Raw genomic sequence first — 16,543 nt, forward strand, 5'->3', positions numbered from 1 at the left:
GTGGCCCAAACGAGTAGGCGCGAGATCGCGACCATCGCATCCTGCACCAGGGTGGCGGACCGCTCGTCGGAATATCTTCTCAGTCCTTCCGAACGAAAGAGGGGGCGCTCAGCGCGAGGTCGTGGTTGGCCGTCGCGGCCTCGATCCGGTCCGAGCCGAGCCACCGCTCACGTCTCGGCTCCCGCCCGCGCCCTCCGCAGAAGCGCCATCCGTCGCTCGAACGCGTCCGACATGACGGCCTCGCCCTCTGCCTGGAAAGGAGGCAGCGTTTCGGCATGCCAGCAGGCCGCCATGTGATCCCCCTCCCGGAACGTGTCGAGCGGCGGCGAGGCGGCGAGGCAGGTCTCGGTCGCGTGGGGGCAGCGCGAGGCGAAGGCGCAGCCGGGGATGGGCTCGAAGGGGCCGGGCGGGCTCCCTTCGATGTCCGGCCCGCTCCCGGACCCGCGACGGCCGCCGAGGCTGGGTGTCGCCGCGAGCAGCATCCGCGTGTAGGGATGGGACGGGCGCTCGAACACCGCCTCGACCGATCCCGTCTCGACGAGACGGCCGGCATAGAGCACGCCCACCCGGTCGGAGATGTGGCGCACCACCGACATGTCGTGGGAGATGAACAGGTAGGAGACGCCAAGCTCGGCGCGCAGCCGGGCGAGCAGGTTGAGCACCTGCGCCTGGATCGACACGTCGAGCGCCGAGACCGCCTCGTCGCAGACGATCAGCGCGGGCTCCACGGCCAGGGCGCGGGCGATCGCGATGCGCTGACGCTGGCCGCCCGAGAACTCATGCGGATAGCGCCCCTTGTGGTGCGGGGCGAGACCCACGATCCGGAGCAGTTCGTCCACGCGGGCCTCGACGGCATGGCCCTCGCGCAGCCGGTGCAGGCGGATCGGCTCGGCCAGAACCTCGCCCACGCGGACGCGCGGATCGAGCGAGCTGAACGGGTCCTGGAAGATGATCTGCATGTGCCGGCGCAGCTTGCGCAGGTCCGCCGCGGAAAGGCCGGTGATGTCCCGGCCGCCGAACAGGATCTCTCCGGAATCGGGTTCGAGCAACCGCAGGATCGTTCGGCCGATGGTCGACTTGCCCGACCCGCTCTCGCCGACCAGTCCGAAGATCTCGCCCTGTCCGATCCGGAAACTGACATCGGTGACGACGCGGGCCCGCCGGCCCGACCGCAGCAGTCCCGCCTTGCCGGCAAAGGTCTTGCAAAGGTTCCGGACCTCGAGGGTCGGGGTCGTCTTCATGCGACCGTCTCCTCGAGCGGCGCGCGCCAGCAGGCGGCGCGGTGCCCGTCATCGCCGACCCGGTCCAGGGGCGGCCGTTCGGCGCGGCACTTATCGACCGCGAAGGGGCAGCGCGGCGCGAAACGGCACCCCTCGGGCATGCTGCCGGGCGCGGGGACCTGTCCGCGGATCGCGGCGAGATCTCGACCCTTGTCCCCGGAGCGCGGCAACGCCGCGAACAGCGCGAGCGTGTAGGGATGCTGCGGATCCTCGAAGATCGCGTCCCGGGTGCCTTCCTCGACGATGCGGCCGGCGTAGATCACGGCGATCCGGTCGGCAATCTCGGACACCACGGCAAGATCGTGGGTGATGAACAGCACCGAAGTCTCCATCTCGTGGCGCAACTCGTCCACGAGGCGGAGGATCTGGTTCTGGATCGTCACGTCGAGCGCCGTCGTCGGCTCGTCCGCGATCAGCAGGCGCGGGCGGCAGACCAGCGCCATCGCGATCATCACGCGTTGACGCAGCCCTCCCGAAAGCTGGTGGGGATATTGCGCGAACCGCGCCTCGGGCGCGGGGACCTGCACGCGCCGCAGCATGGCCAGCGCGGCCTCGCGGGCCTCGGACGCGCTCATGCGGCGATGCTGGCGCAACGGCTCCATGATCTGCTCGCCGGCGGTCAGGACCGGGTTGAGCGAGGTCATCGGCTCCTGAAAGATCATCGCCATCTCGTCGCCGCGCAGCGCCTCGCGCTGACGCTCAGGAAGCGACAACAGATCCCGGCCCGCGAAGTCGAAGCGATCGGCGGAGATTTCGGCGGTTCCGGGCGTCAGGCCCATTGTCGCCAAGGCGGTGAGGCTCTTGCCGGAGCCGCTTTCGCCAACGACGCAGACCAACTCCCCGGCCCGGACGGTAAGGTCGAGCCCGTCGAGGATCGGAACGCCTCCGAAGGCGACCGACAGGCCGCGGATCGTCAGAACGTCCCGTGCCCCCGCCGGGGGTTCGGGAGGCTTCGCCGACCCGGCCGCGCCCGACGGTTCATTTGTCTTCATCGGCAAGTTCACCGTTGACAACACCTTCCATGGTTAAGGCATAGTTTGGTTGTTGAAACGGTTCAATCGCTATTGAACCCGTTTAGTAAACCAGTTTTGTTCGGGTACGACCCGACAGGAGGACGAAGTGGCGCGCCAGCTACTGGGCCGGATCACGAGCCTGCTTCCCATCCTGATCGGGGTGTCGGTCGTGGTGTTCCTGCTGGTCCGGCTCATCCCCGGGGACCCGGTCGTGGCGCTTCTGGGGATGGAGGCAACGCCCGAGGCGATCGCCGCCCTGCGGGAACGCTACAAGCTCGACGATCCCTGGGCGGTCCAGTACCTTGCCTGGATGGGCAGCCTGCTGACCGGGGATCTGGGGCGCTCGGTGCAGAGCGGGCGCGAGGTGCTTCCGCTGCTCATGGACGCGCTGCTGCCGACCCTGTGGCTCGCGCTCGCCGCGACGGTCGTTTCGCTCGCCATCGCCATCCCCACCGGCGTGATCGCGGCCACGCGGCGCGACACGGGCGCCGACATGCTCGCGTCGCTGCTGTCGCTGTTCGGGCTGTCGATGCCCAGCTTCTGGATCGGCGTGCTGCTGATCCTGCTGTTCTCGATCCATCTCCCGATCCTGCCCGCCTCGGGCTACGTCGCGCCGAGCGAAGATTTCGGCCGTTTCCTGCTGCACCTGATCCTGCCGGCGATCACGCTGGGCACCGCGCTGGCGGCGGCGATCATGCGGATGACGCGCGCCACCATGCTCGAAGTGCTGGAGGCCGATTACGTGCGCACCGCGCGGGCCAAGGGGCTTCCGCGCCGCAAGGTGATCTGGAAGCACGCCTACCGCAACGCGCAGATCCCGATCATTACCCTGATCGGCATCCAGTTCGGACAGGTGCTGGGCGGCGTCGTCATCACCGAGACGATCTTTTCCTGGCCCGGGATCGGCAAGCTGACGGTGGATGCGATCTTCGCGCGCGACTACCCGGTGGTGCAAGGGGCGGTGCTGCTGACGGCCGGGCTGTTCGTGCTGATCAATCTCGCGACCGACATCCTTTATACGATCGTCGATCCGCGGATGCGCCTGTCGTGAGCGCGGCGGCCGCATCCCCCGCCGCCGCCCGGCTCCCGCCGCTGCTCGTCAGTCCCCGCGCGCTGCTTGGCGGCGGGCTGGTCCTTCTTGCGATCCTGGCCGCGATCCTCGCGCCGGTGCTCACCCCCTACGGCCCGAACGAGACCGACTTCCTCGCCGTGCTGCAAGGCCCCGGCCTCGCGCATCCGTTCGGAACCGACGAGCTGGGCCGGGACATCCTGACGCGCGTCCTGTACGGCGCGCGCGTCTCGCTCTCGGTCGGGCTGGTCAGCGTCCTGGCCTCGCTGGTCGCGGGCGCACTGATCGGCAGCTTCGCGGGCTACGCGTCGGGCTGGACCGATACGATCCTCATGCGTCTGATGGACGTGATCTTCGCCTTTCCGAGCGTGCTGCTCGCCCTGGCGATCGCCGCCGTGCTGGGGCCCAGCCTCGGCAACGCGATCCTGGCCATCGCGGTCGTCAACCTGCCGGTCTTCGCCCGCATCGCCCGGGCCCAGACGATGGTGGTCTGCTCGCTGGATTTCGTGGAGGCACGCCGCGCCCTGGGCTTCGGGGCCGGCAACATCCTCTTCCGTACCATCCTGCCCAACATCGCCGCGCCGCTGATGGTGCAGGGGTCGCTGCTCTTCGCGGCGGCGATCATCACCGAGTCCTACCTTTCCTTCCTGGGACTCGGGGCTCAACCGCCGACCGCGACCTGGGGCAACATGTTGCGTGACGCGATCGGCTTCCTCGAGCTTGCGCCCTGGATGGCATGGTTCTCGGGGCTAGCGATCTTCCTCACGGTCCTGGGGTTCAACGTGCTCGGCGATGCCCTGCGCGACGCCTTCGACCCCCGAACAGCCTGAAACGACCAACCGACAGGGAGCAAGACAGATGAAGAGAAGAACCATTCTCGCCGCGATCGCGATCGCCGGCGGGGCCACCGCGTTCACACCGGCGCTCGCGCAGGATGACGCGGCCCTCGACGTGGCGATCGTGTCGGACCCGGTGACGCTGGACCCGGCGCTCATGGCCTCGTTCTTCGAGCTGGCGGTGCAGTACAACATCTTCGAGCCGCTGCTGCACACGACGCCGGACCTCGAGATCGAGCCGGGCCTTGCCTCCTACGAGATGCCCGACGAGACGACCTACGTGCTCACCCTTCGGGAGGGGCTGACATTTCACGACGGCACGGCACTCGACGCGGAGGCGGTGAAGGCGAATTTCGATCGTTACATGGACCCCGAAACGGGCTCGCCGCGCGCGAGCGAACTCGGTCCGCTCGAGAGCGTGGAGGTGACGGGCCCGCTGGAGGTGACGCTGAAACTCGCCGATCCTTACGCCCCCTTCCTGCAGGTGCTGGCCAACCGGGCGGGCATGATGGTCTCGCCCACCGCGGTCGAAGAGCTCGGCGCGGATTTCGCGACCCGGGCCGTCGGGGCCGGTCCCTACAAGGTCGTCGACTGGACCAAGAACTCCGAACTGGAACTCGAGGCGTTCGATGCGTACTGGCGCGGCGCGCCCGCGATCGACCGGGTGGTCTTCCGCCCCATTCCCGACGAGACCGTGCGCATCAACAACCTGCGATCGGGCACGGTGGAGCTGATCGACGAGGTGGCGCCGCAACTGGTGCCGCAGGTCGAGGGCGACGCCTCGCTGAAACTGAAGAAAAGCCCCGGTCTCGGCTTCAACGCCTTTTCCTTCAACACGACGGCCGCGCCGTTCGACGATCCGCAGGTCCGGCGCGCCTTCTCGATGGCGGTCGATCCGCAGGTCGTCATGCAGGCCGCCTATTTCGGGGCCGCTTCCCCCGCCGCGGGCGCGATCCCGCCGTCGATCGGCTGGGCCTACGACGACAGCCTGGAAGCGCCGCGCGCCGACCCGGAGGGAGCCAGGGCGCTACTCGAGGAGGCTGGCATCGACGCGCCCGTGAGCATCGAGATCACCGTCACCAATTCACCGATCTATGTCCGGATCGCCCAGATCCTGCAGTCGCAGGCGAACGAGGCGGGGTTCGACGTGTCGATCAACCAGATCGACTCGACCAGCCTGATCACGGTGCTGCGGGAGCGGACCTCGGATCTCACCATGTCGCCGTGGTCCGGCCGGTCCGATCCCGACGGCAACATGTACAACTACTTCACCATCGACGGCCCCAACAACTTCCCCGGCTGGAAAAACGAGGAGGTCGACCGCCTGCTCAAGGACGCCCGGACCGAGACCGATCAGACCGCGCGCGCCGAGCTCTACGCGCAGGCACAGCGCATCATCGCCGACGAGGCGCCGCTGCTGTTCCTCGTGTTCCCGGAGAAGCTGCAGGCGTCGGTGGCAGACCTGGACTGGACGCAATGGCCCGACGGCGCGTTCCGGCTGCAATTCGCCACGATGGAGTGACGCCGGCCGCGGGCCCTGCGCCCGCAACCGCACGATACGCCCCGGGGGCCGCCGGCGCCCGGGGTCTTTTCCCACAACGAGCGAGGAAGACGCGACCATGACCAAGAATGTGCTGCTGGTCGGCGAGAGCTGGATCACCAGCGAGACTCACTTCAAGGGCTTCGACAATTTCTCGAGCGCGCATTATCACACCGGCGCCGAGCCGTTCCTCGATGCCGTGCGGGGGGAGGAGTTCGACGTCACCTACATGCCCTCCCACGAGGCGGTCACCGACCTGCCCTTCGACCGGGCGGGGCTCGACCGGTGGGACGTGATCCTGATCTCCGACATCGGGGCGAACTCGCTGCTGCTGCCGCCGGATGTCTTCCTGCGCAGCGAGCGTCGGCCGAACCGCCTGAAGCTCCTGCGCGACTGGACTCATGACGGCGGCGGGCTGATGATGGTCGGCGGATACCTGACCTTCCAGGGCATCGACGGCAGCGGACGCTGGCACCGCACCCCGGTCGAGGATGCGCTGCCCGTGACCTGCCTGCCCTACGACGACCGGATCGAGGCACCCGAGGGCATCGTCCCCGAAATCGCCGGCGACGCCGCCCATCCGATCCTGGAGGGGGTGCCGGGCGACTGGCCGTTCATCCTCGGGGCCAACGAGATCGTGGCCCGCGACGGCGCCGAGGTTCTGGTCCGCCTGCCCGAGGCGGAGGGCGGTCACCCCCTGCTGGTGACCGGCGAGTACGGCAAGGGCCGCTCCATCGCCTGGGCCTCGGATATGGCGCCGCACTGGCTGCCGCCCGAGTTCCTGGCCTGGGGCGGCTACCGCACGATCTGGCTGAACATGCTGCGCTGGCTCGCCCGGACCTGAGCGGGGCAGGGCGGGCCCGGCCCCGCCCGCCCATTCGGGCCGGCGACCCTAGGCAACCACCTTTCGCGCCAGGGCGCGGCGGGGGTTGTCGACCATCAGCATCCGTAGCTCCGTGTCCGACAGGCCGTTCCGCGCGAGCCGGGGCAGCACGTGACGAGAGACGTGGGCGTAACCGTTCCCGCCGTGCCGCGTCAGCATCATCTTCAGGAACACGTCCTGCGACAGCAGGATCCCCTCGCCGAACCCGCCTGCGAACAAATCGGCGATGGCCGCGCAGGTCTGCTCGTCCGAGGGGCACTGCACCTGCTGGTCGTCGTACCAGAAGTCCATTCCCATCATGTCGTATTCGAGGAACGCGCCCCGACGGGCCAGCGCGCGCAGGTAGTCGGGGTCGTCGAAGCTCGGGTTCATATGGCACAGGATGGTCCGGTTCGCGGGCTGGCCCCGGCTCTCGACCTCGTCGAGCACCTCGTGGGCGAGCCGTTCCCAACCTGGCAGGTGGACCATCAGCGGCAGGCCGGTCCGGGCGGCCGCCCGCGCGGCGCCGCGGAGCGATCGGCGCTCGACGTCGGTGAACTGCGCCGACACCCCGATCTCGCCGACGAGGCCGATGCGGATGCCCGTTTCGCCCACGCCGGTCTCGGCCTCGGCGACGATTTCCGCGGCGATGTCCTCCTCGGACATGCTGTCGAGATGCGGCGGATGCGAGGAGTGGAGGTAATAGCCCGCGCCCATCACGATGTTCAGCCCGGTGGATCGCGCGATGCGCGCCAGCGCTTCCGGGTCGCGCCCGATGCCGCGGCAGGTCGGATCGACCACGGTGCGCCCGCCCCCGGCGGCGAACAGGCCAAGCTCCTCGACCGCCGCGCCCTCGTCGGTCAGGGCGCAGTTGTCCCGGCAGGCGAAGGGATCCGCGCGCAGCATCCACAGCATGTCGGGCGTCACGGCCCGGTCGCGGATGGGCGAGGCGAAGCGGGGGTCGGTGCCGCGCCACCAGCAGGTGACGTCGTTGAGGATATGCTCGTGCATCAGCGTCGGCCCGAGCGCCTCCAGCGGCACGGGGCCGAGCACGGTCATCACGTCGGGTGCGAGGGCGTGGCTCATGCGGGTTCCTCGTAGGGGGCGTGGTGGAAAGCGATCTCCAGCTCGGTCACGCGGGCGAAGATGTCCGTCAGACGGTCGAGGTCGGCCTCGCGCCCATAGCGGTCCACGGCGTCCTTCAGCCAGCGGGCCTGGGCGGCGAAGGTCTCCTCGGCGTGAAGCGCGACCCAGGCCCGCAGGTCGGGATCGGCAATCGGCGCCCCGGCCGCGCGGACGCACCAGTTCCAGTACATCCATTCGGCCGCGAACATGGCGGTGACGATCTCGAGAAAGCTGCCCTCCTCGGCCAACCGTAGCATCCCGTCGCGGAAGGCGGCCGCCTGCGGCGGCAAAGCGGCGTCGGCCGACAGGCCGCGCGCGGCAAGGCGGGTCTCGAAATAGGGCACCTGCTCGTCGGCCAGCGCGGCCAGCACGCCGATCAGGTGCCGGCGCGTCGCGATGTCCGGAGCGCGCGCCACGGCGAAGGCAAAGATGGCTATGGCCGTGTCGACGAACGCCCCCTCGTAGACAAGGTAGCGGTCGAACACGTCACGGGGCAGGGCGTCGGCCTCGATCTGCGTGACGAAGCGATGCGAGAGCATGGCCTCCAGCTCCGGCGCGCAGCGTTCGAGAATGCGGTCGGACAGCGCCACCTCAATCGCCCGTGGCGGGCCGGGCGGCCTCGACGAAGGCGCGGACGCGGTCCGGATCGACCGGGTTCCACCAGACGCCGCCCTCCTTCAGCGACGAGGCCACGATGACCGCGTCCGCCGGCCCGAGGATCGCCGCCACGTTTTCGGGCGTGACGCCGGAGCCGACCAGCACCGGCAGGGCCGTGGCGGCGGCCACGGCCTCGATCTCGTCGGTCGTGGCGGAATCGCCGGTGCGCTGGCCGGTGGCGATCACGGCGTCGGCGTCGAAGAACTCCAGGTCGCGCGTGAGCTCGCCCACCGTCCGGTCGGCGGTGATCGCATGGCTGCCGTGCTTGACGTGGGCGTCGGCGAAGACGCGAATGCCCTCCGCGCGCAGCAGGCTGCGGTAGCGCATCGCCTCGGCGGCGCGGCCCTCCATGAAACCCTCATTGGCGACGTAGGCATTGGCCCACTGGTTGACGCGGATGAAGGCCGCATCGGCCGCCCGCGCCACGGCGAAGGCCGGGATCGGCGCGTTGGCCAGAACGTTGACGCCAAGCGGCACGTCGAAGCGACGCCGGAGGCGGTCCGCGACCACCGCCAGGAAGCCCGTGGTCTCCGGCCCGATATCCTCGGGCTTGGAGAAAGGGATGTCGCCGTGGTTCTCGACCATGAGGCCGTGCATGCCGTTCGACACCAGTGCCTCGGCGTCGCGCAGGCAGGTCTCGTAGATCGCCTCCATGGACTCGCCGCGATAGCGCGGGCTGCCCGGGAAGGGCGGGCAGTGGATCATGCCGATCAGGGCCTTGGGCCGGCCGAAGATGGCCTGGATGGCGTCGCCACCCGTGGCGGAGATGGACTGGGTCATGTCAGGTCTTTCGTCGGAACGAGAAGTTGGCGGTGAAGATCCGCGTATTCAGCCAGATCGCCACCAGGATGATCGTGCCGGTGACGATCTCCGTGAAGAACGGCGAGATGTGCATCAGGATGAGCCCGTTGCCGATCACCGCGATGGTCAGCGTGCCCAGCACGGTGCCCAGCAGCGAGCCGCGCCCGCCGAACAGCGAGGTGCCGCCAAGCACCACGGCGGCGATCACCTGAAGCTCGAACCCGACCGCGGCGTTCGACGAGCCCGAGCCCAGCCGCGCGGCGATCAGCAGTCCCGCCGCCGCGGAGGCGATTCCCGTCAGCATGTAGACCGAGGCGATGGTCCACTTCGCGGGCATGCCCACGCGGCGCGCGGCCTCGGGGTTCGAGCCGACCGCCACCACCCGCCGGCCGTAGATCTGCCGGCTCAGGACCAGCGCGCCCACGCCCGCCACGCCGAGCGCGATCAGCGCGGGCACGGGAATATCGAGGATCGTGCCGCGTCCCAGCCAGAAGAAGCCCGGCGCGTCCCGGATCGGGATGGAATAGCCCTGCGTCATGTAGAGGGCCGCGCCCCGCAGGATCGACAGGCCGGCCAGCGTCACGATAAAGGCCGGGATGCCCTGATAGGCCACGAACCAGCCCTGCGTCAGCCCGATCGCCGCGCCCAGCAGGAGCATTCCCGCGACCACCAGCGGCCAGGGCACGCCCGCCGCCAGGATCAAGGCGGCCGAGGCGTTGATCAGCGCCACCTGCGAACCGACGCTCAGGTCGATGCCGGCGGTGATGATCACGAAGGTCATCGCCACGGCGACCACGAGGATGGGCGCCGCCTGCCGCAGGATGTTGAGAAGGTTGCCGGGGGTCAGGAAGACGTCCGTCGCCACCGAGAAGAACAGCACGCAGAGCAGGAAGAATGCCGCGATCGACAGCACCTGCGCCTTTTCGGTCAGGAAGTCGGCAAAAGCCGATCCGGCCCCGCGCTCGGTATAGGTCACGCTCAAATCGCTTCTCCCTTTCCGACGATCAGCGTCACGAGTTCCGAGAGCTGCGTCCTGGCGGTCTCGCGTTCGGCGATCTTCGTGCCCTCGTACATGACGGCGATCTTGTCGCAGACCTCGAACAAATCCTGCAGCCGGTGGGTGATGAGGATGACCGAGACGCCGCGCGCCTTGACCCGGTTGATGAGGCGCAGCACCGCCTCCACCTCGGCCACGGCCAGCGCCGAGGTCGGCTCGTCCATGATCAGGAGCCGCGGCTCGAAAGAGGCGGCGCGGGCGATGGCGATCGCCTGTCGCTGACCCCCGGAGAGCTGCGCGACCTTCGCGCCCAGGTTGGGAATGCGGATGTCGAGGTCATCCAGCATCCGGCGCGCGCGCTCCTTCATCCGGCGGTTGTCGAGAAAGGAGAAGCGCGTGGCCTCGCGGCCGAGGAACAGGTTGCCCATGACGTCGATGTGGTCGCACAGGCTCAGATCCTGGAACACCATCTCGATGTGGTGCGCGCGCGCGTCGTTGGGCCTTGTGAAGCGCACCGGCTCGCCATCCACGGCGATGGTGCCCGCATCGGCCACGTAGGTGCCCGAGATGATCTTCGTCAGGGTCGATTTGCCGGCGGCGTTGTCGCCGATCAGGCCCACGCATTCGCCGGGCATGACGTCCAGGTCGACACCGCGCAAGGCCTCGATCGATCCGAAACTCTTGCGGATGCCGCGCAGCGAGATACGCGGCGCGGCGGTGTCGCCGGAGGGCGCGGAGCCCTCCGGCGCGATGTTGCGGGCAGCCAGAGCCATTACTCGAAGATGCTCCGGAACTCGTCCACGTTCTCGCTGGTGACGATGGTCACCGGGACCGAGACGTTCGGTTCCGTCGATCCGCCCGTGGCCAGGTCGTCCAGGATCCCGATCGCGGTGCTGCCCATCTCGCGCGGGTCCTGCTGGATCACCGCCTGCACGTAGCCTGCGTCGATTCCGTCGATGGCCTGCTGCGTCAGATCCCAGCCGAACACCTTGATGTCCTCCTGCCGGCCCTGGCTCTCGACGGCGGCGATCGCGCTCAGAAGCGCCGGCTCGCCCGTGGCATAGATCGCGTCGAGGTCGGGGTTGGCGGTGATCAGGTTCTCGGCCGCCGCCAGCGCGAGGTCTTGTACGTTCTGCCCGTCCACCACGGTCGCCATCTCGACACCCTCGGCGCCCTCGATCGCGTCGGTGAAGCCCTGCTGGCGGATGTTCTGGATCGTCGAATTCAGCGCGCCGACGATGCCGATCTTCGCCGTTCCGCCCATTTCCTCGTTCATGTGCTCGACGAAGTATTCACCCATCATCGCGCCCGCCTGGGCGTTGTCGACGCCAACCTGCGCGGCATGCGGACCCTCGGGAAGCACCGCGTCGATGCCGACCACGGAGATGCCCGCCTCGGCCGCCTGCTCGACCGCGGACATGATGCCGTTCGTGTCGATGGCCACCACGGCGATGCCGTCCACGCCCTGCTGGATGTAGGTCTCGATCGCACTGTCCTGGGCGGCCGGGTCGTTGTTGGCGTTGAAGATCACCAGCTCGTCGCCGAGCTCGTCGGCCTTGGCCTGCGCGCCCTCGTTCATCAGGTTGAAGAACAACGCCTGCTGGTTGATCTGCACGAGCGCGTAGGTCTCGGCGGAGGCCGCCGTGCCGAGGCCGGCGAGCGCCGTCGCCGCCATCAGGGCGGTCTTGAAGGTCTTCGTCATGATCGTGTCTCCTTGTTGGTTGGTTCGATGGTTTCTTGCCGTGGCTCGATGCGCCGGACCGAAGCGCGTTCGGTCAGGTGCACCGGCAGCCGCCGGATCTCCGTCCGGATGGCGGGATCGGTCCAGTCGCCCCGCAGCAGCAGGTCCACCGCGCATTGGCCGAGCCGCTCGACCGGCTGGGTGATGGCGGTGATCGCCGGGGCGAACAGGTGCAACGGGCGGACGTCGTCGAAGCTGATGATCGAGACGTCATCGGGCACCCGGACGCCGCGCTCGCGGAAAATCTCGAGCACGCCGACACACAGCTCGTCGGAGCCGACGAAGAGCGCGGTCTCACCACGCCGCCGTTCCAAAAAGCGCAGCGCCAGCTCGCGGCCGGACGTGCGGGTATGGGAATCGGCGTAGACCGAGACGGGGGCGATGCCGTGCATGCCCTCGCGCAGGCCGTCCAGTCGCGCGACCGTGCCGGGCAGGTCGGCGCGTCCGCCAATGTAGCCGACCCGGCGATGCCCCGTCGTCCAGAGGTGCCGGCCCGCCAGCTCCCCACCTTGACGGTTGTCGCAAAGCACGCAGGGCGCGTTCGCGGAGACTCCCTCGTCCAGGACCACGATCCGCGACAACCGGCCCAGATGGCGCAGCACCTCGTCATCGGGAACGTGGTCGGTCACGAGGATCAGCCCGTCGACCATGTTGCGTCCGGCGGCCTCGACCGCCGCGGCCTCCCGGTCGGGGCGGTTCATGGTGGCGTGAAGGGTGACCATCTGCCCCGATTCCTCGGCCCGCGATGCGATGGCCGCGGCAAGGCGCGAAAAGAACGGATTCGCGATGTCGGGCAGGATCAGCGCGATGCTGTCGGACCGTCCCAGGCTCAGCCGTCGCGCATGGGGGTTGGGTGTGTAATCCAGCCGCGTCACGGCGGCGTCGATGCGCCCGCGCGTATTTGCCGGCAGATCCAGGTTGCCGTTCAGGTACCGGGAAACCGTCGCCACCGACACACTGGCATGCCGCGCAACATCCTTGAGGCTATGTCGTACCTTTGTCACACGCGGTCCCGTTGACAGGCTTGGAGGTTTAGTAAACCAATTAACAAGACGAATATCGTGGCGAGTCAATCACCATTATCGATTACGGAAGGTTCCGGCGAAGCGGGACCGGCATCAGGCACTGGACGGAACATGCGGGCATTCGTGATCGGCAACGTCACTCTGGACGAGATCTTTGCGGTCGAGAACCTCCCGCAGGAGGGCGCATCGATCTTCGGAACCCACCGCCATGCGGATCTGGGAGGCAAGGGCGCGAACCAGGCCGTGATGCTGGCTCGGTGCGGTCTGCCGGTTCGATTGCGGGCGGCCGTCGGCGTCGATCCCGCGGCCGATATCGTCCGCTCCCGTCTGGCGGCCGAACCCGTCGAAGCGGATTTGTATCGGATGGCGTCGGCCGCGACGGATCGTTCGATCATTCTGTCCGACGCGGCGGGGATGAACGTCATTGTCACCACCACGGACTGCGCTCGGGCGCTGCGCCCGGCGGACGCGCTCGAGGGGCTGGACGGTGCCGGGGCAGGCGATCTGATGGTCCTTCAGGGGAACCTGACGCAGGACGCCACGAAGGCGCTGATCCAGGCCGGCCGCGCCCGCGGAATGCGCATCGCCCTGAATCCGTCCCCGATCGAGCGCTGGATGTCGGATGTGCTGTCAGGCGTGGATTTCGCGTTCGTGAACGAAGCCGAGGCGGAGTTCATGACGGGAACTCGGGGTGAAGCGGCGGTGACCGCGATGCGCGGTGCGGGTGCCGCCGCCGTTGTTCTGACATCGGGCGAACGCGGCGCCCTTCTGGGATACGGCGGCGACATCGCACATGTGCCGGCGCGGCGGACTGAAATCGCGGACACGACCGGGGCGGGAGACACGTTCCAGTCCGTGGCGCTCGCCTCGGCCCTGCGGCGGGGCGGCCCGCTTTCAGCCGAGGACCTGGAGCTGGCCGCTGTCGCCGCTTCGCTCACCGTTTCCCGGTTCGGATCGGTTTCCGCGATGCCGACGATCGAAGAGATGGGCGCGATCCTGGACCTTTCACTCGCGGCCGGTCAGGCTTCCTGAATGCCCGGTGATGTCGAACTGTCGATGACGGGGCGACCTACAGCGAGGGAGGGGTTCGCGGTCATCCATGGCGTCGGTCCGCGCGCGCTTCGGAACGACGATTGTGGCAACCGGACGCCGGACCGCACCGGCATTGAACACATCAAACGGACCGAGGCGGCGCCAGAAGCAGGCAAGCCACTTCGTCTTTCCGATTGGACAGAGGCAGATGAGCCGTGACAGGAAGATCCCGGCCGGGGCCCTCTGCCACGAGCCGAAGCTGGTCGACGCCCATCAAGGATCGGTCTTGTGAACGATTTCGATGTCATCGTCGCTCTTCTTGGCGGTGCCACCCTCGTTCTGGGCCTCGTCTCGCGCTGGCTGGAGCGCACGCCCTTTCCACCGACGCTGCTCGCGCTTGTTCTCGGCATCCTGGCCGGTCCGCAGGTTTTCGGCCTGATCGATCTCGAGGCGACGGGGCAGCGGGCCGATGTGATGGAAAAGGCGGCCCGCCTGACGCTGGGCGTGGGGCTCATGGGGGTCGCGCTGCGCATCCCGCGCGATTATCCGCGGCGCCGCTGGCGCGAGATGCTCCTGCTCGTCGGCCTCGGCATGATCGCCATGTGGGTTGTCAGCGCTGCGCTGGTCTATCTCATCCTGGGCCTGCCCGTCTGGCTCGCGGCCCTGATCGGCGCCATCGTCACGCCCACCGATCCCGTCGCGGCCAGCCCTATGGTCACGAGCGAGGAGGCGCGCGAGAACATCCCCGAACCCATCCGTCATGCCATCTCCTTCGAGTCCGGGGCCAATGACGGACTTGCCTATCTCTTCGTGTTTCTCCCGCTGGTTCTGGTGGCGCCCCCGGCCGGAATTTCGTTCGCTCACTGGTTCACCACTATCCTGCTGTGGCAGGTCGGCATCGCCACGATCACCGGCCTGACGCTTGGCTGGATCGCGGCGCGCTCGTTGCAGGTGGCCGAAAGTCTCGGCGCGATCGGCAAGGATTGGCGGCTGGTCTATACCGTGGCCCTGGCGCTTCTGGCGGTGGGGGCCGGGCGGTTGCTTCACAGCGACGAGGTGCTTCTGGTCTTCGCGGCCGGTGCCATGTTCACACAGGTCATCGGCGGCGACGACCGGCGCAACGAGGAACATGGGCAGGAGGCGGTGAACCGCTTCTTCGCGATCCCGATCTTCGTCCTTCTGGGCAGCGCGCTGCCCTGGGCGGGCTGGATCGAACTCGGCCTTGCCGGGCCGCTGTTGGCTCTGGCGATCCTGCTGCTGCGCCGCCCGCCTGCGTTGCTTCTTTTGCGCCCGCTGCTGCGCGATGTCCGGACCGTTCCCCAGGCGCTGTTCATGGGTTGGTTCGGTCCCGTCGCGGTGGCGGCGATCTATTATGCCTCCCTGATGGAGCACGAGACCGGCGAGCCGGTCATCTGGCACGCCGTCACCCTGGTGATCGCCGGCTCGGTCCTGGCGCACGGATTGTCCGGTGCCGTCCTGACGCGGGCGCTCGGACGACACGACGAAAAGGAATAGTTGCGTGGTTCGAGCATCCCTTGCAGAGATTCGCGAGGGCGTTGTCACCTGGACGACCCGCCGTGCGCGACATGGCCGCCTTCCGTGCGTTTGGGCCGATGTCGGCACACCTCAAGCGGCCGCCTCGGTGTTGTCCGGGTCGACCGACCAAGCGTCCCTGGTGGCCTCGAACCCCTCCCAGGCGACGTAGGGGGCAATGAGGAGGGCGGCGACGGGGTCCGCCCACCACCATCCGTGCGTCTGCGTCAGGACGAGCCCGATCAGGACCACCACCGTTTGATACTGGCAGATCAGCGTGTCCTTGGCGTCGTATCTCAGGGCGGGCGACTCAAGCCGCTTGGCGTAGCGGAACTTGCCCCAGGCCAGGAACGGATTGACCACGAGGGAGGTGAGAAGGATCGCGATCCCCCACCAAGAGAAGTCGGGCGCCTCCCGCGAGACGAAAGCCGAGACCGCCTCGTAGAGAATGGCCGCCACGACGATCCAGAACGCTGCCGCGACGACCGAAAGGGCGACTTTCTTGCGCTTGAGAACCGTGCGTCGGTCGGCGCCCCTTTCTTCGGCCCGCAAGCGCCAGATCAGTGTGCCGGCGGAGGTCGCCTCGACGGTGCTGTCGAGTCCCCAACTGATCAGCGCGGCGCTGCCGGTAAGGAGGCCCGCGGTCACCGAGACGACGACTTCCAAGATGTTGTAGAGGAGACTGGCGATCTCGACACGCAGACCCCGCCTCAAGTCGGTCTTCCGGTCGTTCCGTTCTTCGGCCATGGCACGCTTCTCCCGCGACGCGGTCTTCGGGTAACGCGGCCGATGCCCCGGATGTTCAGGCGCGGAAGATCGAAAATCGGGCGAATGGAACACGGCAACGGCGGAACCATCCTGCCTTCGTTGTCGCGTGATTTACGGTGAATTGCCCTGATTTGCTGATGGCGGTTTCCGGGCGTGACCGAAATGGCCGTTCGTCGAAACGCGGTCTCGGGAGGGGCGGGGGTCACCCGCCAGCCGGGCCATGATCGCCTCCAGCAAGATCGGTGCGCGACGAGCCGTATGCCT

16 protein-coding genes are annotated in these 16,543 nt (G+C 68.2%); 6 read left to right on the forward strand and 10 right to left on the reverse strand.

Translation table 11 applies throughout. The features are described from left to right. Positions 1-167 precede the first annotated feature (167 nt). A complete protein-coding gene (locus tag Q1B08_RS12165; protein ID WP_299818972.1) occupies positions 168-1,241 on the reverse strand; it encodes an ABC transporter ATP-binding protein in 1,074 nt (357 codons plus the stop codon). Next, positions 1,238-2,272, reverse strand: a complete 1,035-nt coding sequence (locus tag Q1B08_RS12170; protein WP_299818976.1) for an ABC transporter ATP-binding protein — start codon at positions 2,270-2,272, stop codon at positions 1,238-1,240. Before Q1B08_RS12170 ends, Q1B08_RS12165 begins: the two co-directional genes overlap by 4 nt. A gap of 127 nt (positions 2,273-2,399) precedes the next feature. Here Q1B08_RS12170 and Q1B08_RS12175 point away from each other — a divergent pair, with 127 nt between their 5' ends. The 4 genes from Q1B08_RS12175 (at position 2,400) to Q1B08_RS12190 (ending at position 6,582) form a co-directional block, all read left to right on the forward strand. Next, entirely contained in the window at positions 2,400-3,344 is a 945-nt protein-coding gene (locus tag Q1B08_RS12175; protein WP_299818980.1) for an ABC transporter permease, read from the forward strand. After that, positions 3,341-4,192, forward strand: a complete 852-nt coding sequence (locus Q1B08_RS12180) for an ABC transporter permease (protein WP_299818984.1) — start codon at positions 3,341-3,343, stop codon at positions 4,190-4,192. Before Q1B08_RS12175 ends, Q1B08_RS12180 begins: the two co-directional genes overlap by 4 nt. Positions 4,193-4,220: 28 nt before the next feature. Further along, positions 4,221-5,720 carry an ABC transporter substrate-binding protein gene (locus Q1B08_RS12185; protein WP_299818987.1) on the forward strand — a complete coding sequence of 500 codons (1,500 nt, stop codon included), beginning with the start codon at positions 4,221-4,223 and terminating at the stop codon, positions 5,718-5,720. A gap of 97 nt (positions 5,721-5,817) precedes the next feature. Continuing rightward, the gene (locus Q1B08_RS12190) at positions 5,818-6,582 is read left to right on the forward strand and encodes a glutamine amidotransferase (protein ID WP_299818990.1); all 765 of its coding nucleotides are present in this window, start codon (positions 5,818-5,820) and stop codon (positions 6,580-6,582) included. Between the two features lie 48 nt (positions 6,583-6,630). On the opposite strand, the gene Q1B08_RS12195 is transcribed toward Q1B08_RS12190, so the two are convergent. Genes Q1B08_RS12195 through Q1B08_RS12225 form a run of 7 tightly spaced genes read right to left on the reverse strand, consistent with a single transcriptional unit; the run spans position 6,631 to position 12,994 of the window. Beyond that, positions 6,631-7,686, reverse strand: a complete 1,056-nt coding sequence (locus Q1B08_RS12195; RefSeq protein WP_299818993.1) for a TatD family hydrolase — start codon at positions 7,684-7,686, stop codon at positions 6,631-6,633. Beyond that, positions 7,683-8,315, reverse strand: coding sequence for a TenA family protein (locus tag Q1B08_RS12200; RefSeq protein ID WP_299818996.1), 633 nt, complete (start codon positions 8,313-8,315; stop codon positions 7,683-7,685). The genes Q1B08_RS12195 and Q1B08_RS12200 overlap by 4 nt, the downstream gene beginning before the upstream one ends. A gap of 1 nt (position 8,316) precedes the next feature. Next, on the reverse strand, positions 8,317-9,162 hold the full coding sequence (locus Q1B08_RS12205) for a BtpA/SgcQ family protein (RefSeq protein ID WP_299818999.1): 846 nt from the start codon (positions 9,160-9,162) through the stop codon (positions 8,317-8,319). Position 9,163: 1 nt separating this feature from the next. Continuing rightward, positions 9,164-10,159 (reverse strand): ABC transporter permease, encoded by a 996-nt coding sequence (locus Q1B08_RS12210; protein ID WP_299819053.1) that lies wholly within the window; start codon positions 10,157-10,159, stop codon positions 9,164-9,166. A 2-nt stretch (positions 10,160-10,161) separates the two neighbouring features. Further along, positions 10,162-10,953 carry an ATP-binding cassette domain-containing protein gene (locus tag Q1B08_RS12215; RefSeq protein WP_299819002.1) on the reverse strand — a complete coding sequence of 264 codons (792 nt, stop codon included), beginning with the start codon at positions 10,951-10,953 and terminating at the stop codon, positions 10,162-10,164. Then, positions 10,953-11,882 (reverse strand): substrate-binding domain-containing protein, encoded by a 930-nt coding sequence (locus Q1B08_RS12220; protein WP_299819005.1) that lies wholly within the window; start codon positions 11,880-11,882, stop codon positions 10,953-10,955. Before Q1B08_RS12220 ends, Q1B08_RS12215 begins: the two co-directional genes overlap by 1 nt. After that, a complete protein-coding gene (locus tag Q1B08_RS12225; protein ID WP_299819008.1) occupies positions 11,879-12,994 on the reverse strand; it encodes a LacI family DNA-binding transcriptional regulator in 1,116 nt (371 codons plus the stop codon). Before Q1B08_RS12225 ends, Q1B08_RS12220 begins: the two co-directional genes overlap by 4 nt. Before the next feature lie 75 nt (positions 12,995-13,069). Between Q1B08_RS12225 and Q1B08_RS12230 the strand changes: the two genes are divergently transcribed. Both Q1B08_RS12230 and Q1B08_RS12235 read left to right on the forward strand, forming a co-directional pair. Further along, positions 13,070-13,978 carry a PfkB family carbohydrate kinase gene (locus Q1B08_RS12230; protein ID WP_299819011.1) on the forward strand — a complete coding sequence of 303 codons (909 nt, stop codon included), beginning with the start codon at positions 13,070-13,072 and terminating at the stop codon, positions 13,976-13,978. Positions 13,979-14,266: 288 nt separating this feature from the next. Next, positions 14,267-15,493, forward strand: a complete 1,227-nt coding sequence (locus tag Q1B08_RS12235; RefSeq protein ID WP_299819014.1) for a cation:proton antiporter — start codon at positions 14,267-14,269, stop codon at positions 15,491-15,493. A gap of 111 nt (positions 15,494-15,604) precedes the next feature. On the opposite strand, the gene Q1B08_RS12240 is transcribed toward Q1B08_RS12235, so the two are convergent. Then, the gene (locus tag Q1B08_RS12240; RefSeq protein ID WP_299819017.1) at positions 15,605-16,258 is read right to left on the reverse strand and encodes a cation diffusion facilitator family transporter; all 654 of its coding nucleotides are present in this window, start codon (positions 16,256-16,258) and stop codon (positions 15,605-15,607) included. Between the last annotated feature and the right edge of the window lie 285 nt (positions 16,259-16,543).

Source organism: uncultured Jannaschia sp. (genome assembly GCF_947494025.1).
GTDB lineage: Bacteria > Pseudomonadota > Alphaproteobacteria > Rhodobacterales > Rhodobacteraceae > Jannaschia.

Excerpts from the sequence above, each read along its gene's own strand:
- Q1B08_RS12165 (WP_299818972.1), bottom strand. The coding sequence starts at position 1,241 with ATGAAGACGACCCCGACCCTCGAGGTCCGGAACCTTTGCAAGACCTTT.
- Q1B08_RS12170 (WP_299818976.1), bottom strand. The coding sequence starts at position 2,272 with ATGAAGACAAATGAACCGTCGGGCGCGGCCGGGTCGGCGAAGCCTCCC.
- Q1B08_RS12185 (WP_299818987.1), top strand. The coding sequence starts at position 4,221 with ATGAAGAGAAGAACCATTCTCGCCGCGATCGCGATCGCCGGCGGGGCC.
- Q1B08_RS12190 (WP_299818990.1), top strand. The coding sequence starts at position 5,818 with ATGACCAAGAATGTGCTGCTGGTCGGCGAGAGCTGGATCACCAGCGAG.
- Q1B08_RS12195 (WP_299818993.1), bottom strand. The coding sequence starts at position 7,686 with ATGAGCCACGCCCTCGCACCCGACGTGATGACCGTGCTCGGCCCCGTG.
- Q1B08_RS12205 (WP_299818999.1), bottom strand. The coding sequence starts at position 9,162 with ATGACCCAGTCCATCTCCGCCACGGGTGGCGACGCCATCCAGGCCATC.
- Q1B08_RS12215 (WP_299819002.1), bottom strand. The coding sequence starts at position 10,953 with ATGGCTCTGGCTGCCCGCAACATCGCGCCGGAGGGCTCCGCGCCCTCC.
- Q1B08_RS12220 (WP_299819005.1), bottom strand. The coding sequence starts at position 11,882 with ATGACGAAGACCTTCAAGACCGCCCTGATGGCGGCGACGGCGCTCGCC.
- Q1B08_RS12240 (WP_299819017.1), bottom strand. The coding sequence starts at position 16,258 with ATGGCCGAAGAACGGAACGACCGGAAGACCGACTTGAGGCGGGGTCTG.